Annotated in this window: 3 protein-coding genes; 2 read left to right on the forward strand and 1 reads right to left on the reverse strand. The window is 49.4% G+C overall.

The genetic code is table 11. From position 1 onward, the window contains the following. Window positions 1-22: 22 nt before the first annotated feature. Window positions 23-772 carry an alpha/beta fold hydrolase gene (locus AC4IFB_RS08720; RefSeq protein ID WP_490777155.1) on the reverse strand — a complete coding sequence of 250 codons (750 nt, stop codon included), beginning with the start codon at window positions 770-772 and terminating at the stop codon, window positions 23-25. A 184-nt stretch (window positions 773-956) separates the two neighbouring features. On the opposite strand from AC4IFB_RS08720, the gene AC4IFB_RS08725 reads away from it, so the two are divergent. Both AC4IFB_RS08725 and AC4IFB_RS08730 read left to right on the forward strand, forming a co-directional pair. Beyond that, window positions 957-3,743 (forward strand): caspase family protein, encoded by a 2,787-nt coding sequence (locus AC4IFB_RS08725; RefSeq protein WP_490779947.1) that lies wholly within the window; start codon window positions 957-959, stop codon window positions 3,741-3,743. A gap of 490 nt (window positions 3,744-4,233) precedes the next feature. After that, window positions 4,234-6,888: an autotransporter family protein gene (locus AC4IFB_RS08730; RefSeq protein WP_490779948.1), complete on the forward strand. Its 2,655-nt coding sequence runs from the start codon at window positions 4,234-4,236 to the stop codon at window positions 6,886-6,888. Window positions 6,889-6,922: the final 34 nt, after the last annotated feature.

The raw sequence follows: 6,922 nt of genomic DNA on the forward strand, positions 1-6,922 counted from the left end.
TGCCAAGAACTGCTCGCGAGCCTCAATCCTCAATAGCAATGATCCTGCCCTGCTTGTTCCATTCACAGGCATCATGCAGACAATTCAACATACGCTTCCAAATCTTTTCCCAGCAGCAACCATGGGTAAATTCCTCAACAGTGATAAATTGACTGTTGCTCTGAGCTTGAACTGCAGCTTCGATCATCCAGGGTGGGATATTCTCATCCTTTCCACCAGCCAGATGGTATTGCTGAATCTCCTCCGGTAATGGTGGCATACTCTTTGGATTCTCAGATCCAATCAACTTGTCATAGTCATGCAGATGGGTCCAGGCCTCAATGTCCAGATTACCAGCTAAAGTAACAACCTGCCTTGTCTGGGGAAATTCTGCAGCGAGAAACATTGCTATACCCCCTCCCCCACTGAACCCAATCAATACCAGGTCACGATACTTCCCTTGCTCCACTATCTTTTGTAAGACTGATGCCATACTTTCTGTCACCGTTCTCGAGTATCGTTCGTATGTCCAGAGTATCGGTGAGCAGGCAGAACTGCCTGAGCTTCCATGATAACAGGGCCGCCCCAGATAGATGCTGGGCGTATCATCCAGTGCCATCAGGCGTAGACCCACAGGGTTTCTGGGGGTGGGATCCCAAGCGATGACCTTTCCGTCAATCCAGGGGGTACCATCACCACCGAAATAGACATGTAACTCAGATGAGTCATCAGCTGGGCTATTTTTGTAGATGGTGTGGGTAAAACCATCCCCCTCAAGCTTTTGTTTATGCATGCCTAGCGTCGAAGCCTGCTGATCAAATCGCTCACTGGGAGATGAACATGCAGTCGCGAACAGCAATGCTGCAACGCACAAATTTAGTGAATATGTCATAGTCGGTGCATTATGCCATTTTCAGTATCATACAATTTGTCTATCCTTAGGTGAGAATGTATGAAACCGTTGTATGGAAAATAACATGTTACAGCTTCCCACCTTGAATCTAACCCCTCGATTTAGCCCCTTGACCGTGGTTGTCACCGCCGTGATTACCACATGGCTTGGCCTTTCCGGCTGCCAGTCCCAAGCAACAAAGGCAGAGACAGCCCAAAATCTGTCCAAAATCGGAGGCGATCCGGACAAATTACTTATCGTAGACTGCCTGCTGCCGGGACAAGTTCGCAAGTTAGGCTCAAATATGACCTATGTCTCCCCCAGAAGACCAATTAAAACCAGCGCCTCTGAGTGTGAGATACGTGGTGGTGAATATGTGGCCTTTGATAGAGCTGACTACCGAACCTCCTTACGGGTGTGGCTACCTCAGGCTCAAGAGGGTGACGCTGAAGCACAAAACTATGTCGGTGAGATATATGAGAAAGGGTTGGGTATAGAACCTGATTACAAAACAGCTGCTGCCTGGTATCAAAAGGCTGCTGCCCAAGGCAACTCTCGTGCACGTATAAATCTGGGATTCCTATACGAGAAAGGCTATGGGGTAGATAAGGATCTGGCACAAGCTCTGAATTGGTACCGAAAAGCCTCTGGCCTGGAAAATGACAACCTGCAATTCTCCTCCTCAGTCGAGATCTCCGAAGCAGAACGAAGTGAACTGCGACTATTGAAGCAGGAGCGACAGCAACAGATGGCTGAAACCGATCGGTTACGTAAGCAGTTGAAAAGTACCAAGGGGCAGTTACAGTCTCAGCGCACTAAACTGACTCAAGCTGAGAATCGAATGCTCAGCCTGAGGAACGAAATCGGCTCCCGCACAGTTCTCACTACCAGGCCCTCGACCAACCCAGACAACAGTCAGGAACTCGATCAACTCCGGAACAAGCTAGCAGATCAGGAACAAGCTGTAAAAGCTCAACAGCTTGCCATACAGGAATTAGAATCCAGCCTCAGCTCTCAACGTCAGGAGATGAATAGTGCCCTGCAACTCTCAGCTCAGGAGAAAAAGCTCTTACAGCAGGAGCTGAGTACACAAACCAGTCAGGTAGCTGCATTAAAACAGAAATATGACCGCGCTCAAAATGAGCTTCTGAAAGCCAATCAGAATATCGATCAAAATCAGCCTAAACTCCAGGCACAGCGCAATCAGCTACAAGAGACACAAAAGTCGCTTCTGCAAGCAACCAACAGAACCATCAATCTTGAAAAAGAGGTAGCTCGTCTGCTACGTGATACCGAAATCAAAGAGAGTGCAATGGGGGAACAAGGGGTTGCAGTAACTAAACTGAGACAGGAGTTGAATCAGTACCAGCAACGCCTGCAGAACCTTGAGCAGCAGAAAATCTCAGAAAGTTCTGCACTTAAGGGAAACATCGCCGCTCGTGAGCAAGAGATTGCCGAATTAAAGCAGAAACTTCAGGCTTCCCAGCAGCAACTTGACCTTAACCAGGAACAGTTGAGCCAACTCAATCCAGGCTTGGCCCGGCAACAGAAACTACTGTCTCAGACGCAGAAGGAACTCGTTGCCAGTAAAACCTCTGCTGCGCGAAAGGAGCTGGAGTTAAAAAGACTTAGAGATTCTGAGCAGGCCTATCTGAGTGAGATTCAGGAGCAGCAGGTAAAAATTGATCGCTACCAGGCTGAAGCACTTCGCTATAGAACTCAACTGGCGGATATCCGTACTCAGCGCCAAACTGCCTCGATTACAGGCCCAACGATCGAAATCATCGATCCTCCCATCGCATTGACCAGAGGTGTGCCCAGTGTTCGCCTACGATCCGCCTCTAAGGAGCGCCTGGTTACCGGTAAGGTGTCGGCGCCGGCTGGACTGTTGTCTTTTACAGTCAACGACCAAACACAGTCACCTGATCCTCTCGGAATTTTTTCAACACGAGTTAAGGTTGAGAATGACCAGACTCCGGTAAAAATGGTCGCGGTTGATAAAAAGGGACAACATACCAGCTTGGAGTTTCTGCTGATTCCCAAGATGCGTAATGTTAAACAACCTGAAATTGTACCTGACAAGCCATTTGATCCACTCGCTGCAACCAAGCGACTCGTTGGTCAGGTAGACTTTGGTCAATATCATGCTTTAGTGATTGGTAACAACCAGTACGGACATTTCCCTAATTTGCTCAGTGCCAGTAATGATGCCCGCCAGACTGCAGATCTGCTTCGTGATAAATATGGTTTTAAAACCACAGTACTAATGGACGCGACCCGTTACGATATGCTGTCAGCACTGAATAAGTTAAGGGAGGAATTGACTGAAAACGATAATCTCCTGATCTACTATGCCGGTCATGGTGAACTCGATCGCGTCAATCTCCGTGGTTATTGGCTACCGGTAGATGCTGAGCCGAACAGCACTGCTAACTGGATTTCCAATATCGCCATTACCGACATTCTCAACGCAATGTCAGCCAAACATATTCTGGTTGTGGCGGACTCCTGTTATTCAGGATCTCTCACCAGGTCATCCATGGCAAGACTCGATTCCGGTATGTCAGAGACGGTTAAAACAAAATGGTTGAAAGTCATGGCCAAAACACGTTCCCGCACCGTACTCACATCAGGTGGACTGAAGCCGGTACTTGATCAGGGCGGTGGCAAACACTCTGTATTTGCCAAATCCTTCCTTAAAACCTTGTCTGACAACAATTCCGTATTGGAAGCGTATAAACTATTTCGAGGCCTGGCCAAAGAGGTTCAGCAGACAGCATCCAAATTCGGTATCGATCAGATACCTGAATACGCGCCAATTAAACATGGGGGGCATGAAGCTGGGGAATTTTTCTTCATACCTCAGGGATAGTCAGACAACCATTGAGGCGATTGGCCTGGCAACAATACTAACCAGGCCAATTACCGCTGCTTTGTTGCTAACTTCATCATAAGTGCTATAAACAATTGTCTGAGTTGACTGAAATAGCCAAGCGGCTTGTAAAATGTAGAAATTGAAACCAGGGTTCTCTTCTCCCTCAAGAGGGCGTTACAAAACCAGACCGCGAAGATTCGCAAATAGATTTTGAGCACAAAACAACGCAATCTCTTAAATTGTTCAGCCCTTAATGGTGCGGGGCACGGCCTCAACCTAAGACTTTTGCGGCTTCTCAGGGAGAAGAATATGTTGAGGGGAATAGAAAAAGCAGCAATTTTTTTCAATCAACTTATTCCCAGCTATTTCTCTGCAGAGAATGGAGCTGACTGGATTTAGTTAGGACAAATAGATTAAATAATTATACAAACCGGGGAGATTCTTAATGTTTTACTTTGGTAAAGCTGTAATATCGCGCAGGATTTTTATGATGTGGCTGAGATATCTCTCAGCCCCTCTACTGCTGTTCTATTCCATTGGCGCTTCCGCCGTCTATTCGATAGCGCCAGCTTCTCTCGACTTTGGAGATGTTGGGGTTGGCGTCAGCAGCACCCCAATGAGCGTCACCTTCAATAATGATAACACCACCTCCGCTATTGAGTTTACCTCTATCACCGCAACGGGTGACTACAGCATCACCCATAACTGCCCAATATCGCCTGCATTACTTGGTGAAACATTCAGCTGCACAATCACGGCCATATTCACACCCACTACTACAGGTAGTCGGACAGGCAGTATCAATATCGTTGGATTTGACCGGTCGATAGTACTAGGCGCCAGTTATCTTCCAATCAACCCTACTGTTGCACTGAGCGGCAATGGCATTCGAGGTGATCTGGTCCTGGGCAGTAATAATCTGGATCTTGGATCTGTAAATATCGGAACAACAAGCACTTCTGTCCCTGTATCATTAACCAATTCGGGTAATGCTCCTGTCACCATTGAGGCTATCGATGCGTCAGCTCCTTTTGCTCAAACCAACGACTGCCCAACTTCACTGGCGGCCAGCGGCAGTTGCACAATTATGGTCAATGTCTCCCCCACCTCAGTTGGAGACCTAGCTGGAACACTGACAGCCAGCGGAACAGGACCTCAGGGTGGAACCACTGCGAGCACTCCACTCGCAGCCGTCGGTCTGGCAGCTATTGTCACTCAAATCGATGTAAACCCTACCAGCTTGGATTTTTCTGAAATTCCAGTTGGCAGCAGCAGTGCTGACCAAATAGTGACCCTTACCAATCAGGGCACGACTACTCTGAGTAATTTAGTCGTTGCTGTGACTGGAGACTTCACTGAATCTAATGACTGTCCAACCACTCTGAGTCCAGGCAGCAGCTGTGCTATTTCTGTTTCAGCTGCGCCAACAGCAACCGGAGAGCTCAATGGATCAGTCGAGATCAATGGATTCGATGGTACACATGACCTGTTAGAGACAGTCCCTCTGATTGTGATTGGTACAGTAGCTGATCTGGTTACCTCTGAGACTGAAGTAACCTTTCCCGATTCATCTGTTGATGCGAGCAGTGATCCTCAAGTCGTTACCCTTACCAATCAGGGCAATGCACCATTGACAATCAACGACATTTCAGCAGAAGGCGATTTCTCACAGACCAATGACTGCGGTGCAGAACTTGCGGCTGGGAGTAGTTGTGACATCCAGGTGGTTTTTACACCGCAATCAACAGGAACCTCTTCCGGGGCATTGGTTATAGATACCAATGAGGGTATTTCCAGGATTGTACTTTCAGGTACTGCTGATGATCCTACACCTACACCGGCACCCACCGATAATCCTGTTGCTGACCTTCTGAGTCCCTACACCGGTGACAACCCAAATATTATTTCCGCCAGTATGGTCATCGGTGAAGCCTGTCCCAGTGGTCGTATCAGTGATCGCATGCAGGAGGACTGTAACGATGTAGTCGGTGCGGCTATCGGCGGCGATGCCAATACTGCCTCTGCCCTGAGCCAGGTCACCCCTGAGTCCGCTACCAAGGCCAACAGATCATCCCGTCAGGGTGGTGAAGCTCAGATCCGCAATCTGGGCTCCCGTATCGCTGCACTGCGGGCCGGTGCAAGAGGCCTCTCCTTCCGTGGACTCGATCTGCTGATCGACGACCAGAGCTTCTCCATCGATACCATCGCCCAGGCCTATAAGGGCCAACGTGGCGCTGGCGCCAGTGGTGATAACCCCCTCATGGAGAGCCGTCTTGGGGTCTTCATCACCGGTGACATCTCCACCGGCAGCAAAGATGAGACCGATCTTGAGGCTGGTCTCGACTTCGATACCTATGGTATTACCATGGGCGTCGACTACCGTATTACCAACAACTTCATCCTTGGTGGCGCCTTCGGTTATGTCGATACCAATACCGAACTGGAAGACGATGTCGCTGAGATCGACACCCAGGGCTATAGCCTCAACCTCTACGGTACCTACTATGCTGAGCAGAACTACTTTGTCGATTTCTCCCTCGGTTATGGCGCCAACAACTTCGACCAGAGCCGAAGCATCGTCTATCAGCTCGACGGTCTGGCCGATGTCAACCAGAACCTCTCTGCCGACTACGATGGTGACATGTTCAGTCTCTTCATCGGCTCCGGCTATGACTTCAATCGTGGTGGCTGGACCTTCGGTCCCCGAGCCGATCTGGAGTATATAAAATCCGATGTCGATGGCTTCACTGAAGAAACCTCAGATCCCACCGCTGATGGCGGCGGCTGGGCAACCCGGATCGATGATACGGATCAGACCTGGTTGACGCTGAAACTGGGTGGTAGGGTCTCCTATACCCAGAGCACAGATTGGGGCGTCATGATCCCCTATGCCCGCCTCGACTGGCTGCACGAATTCGAGGATGACTCGCAGGTCATCAGCGCCCATTTCGTCGGCGATCCAAATGGTCAGGCGATCCAGATCGAGACTGACGATCCTGATCGGGACTATCTACGCTTGAGAATCGGCACTTCAGCCCAATTCAAGAACGGTATGGTCGGCTTCATCGATTACGGTACCATCCTCGCCCACAGCGACTGGACCTCTCATACTATCAGTGTCGGTTTCCGTACCGAGTTCTGATCCCGGCAGATGCCCGCCTCTGGCGGGCATCTGC

This window comes from Candidatus Thiodiazotropha sp. AKIB8, from assembly GCF_058244675.1.

What these genes read in the sequence shown, in the direction of transcription:
- AC4IFB_RS08720 (WP_490777155.1), bottom strand. Translation starts at nt 772, where the DNA reads ATGCATAAACAAAAGCTTGAGGGGGATGGTTTTACCCACACCATCTAC.
- AC4IFB_RS08730 (WP_490779948.1), top strand. Translation starts at nt 4,234, where the DNA reads ATGATGTGGCTGAGATATCTCTCAGCCCCTCTACTGCTGTTCTATTCC.
- AC4IFB_RS08725 (WP_490779947.1), top strand. Translation starts at nt 957, where the DNA reads ATGTTACAGCTTCCCACCTTGAATCTAACCCCTCGATTTAGCCCCTTG.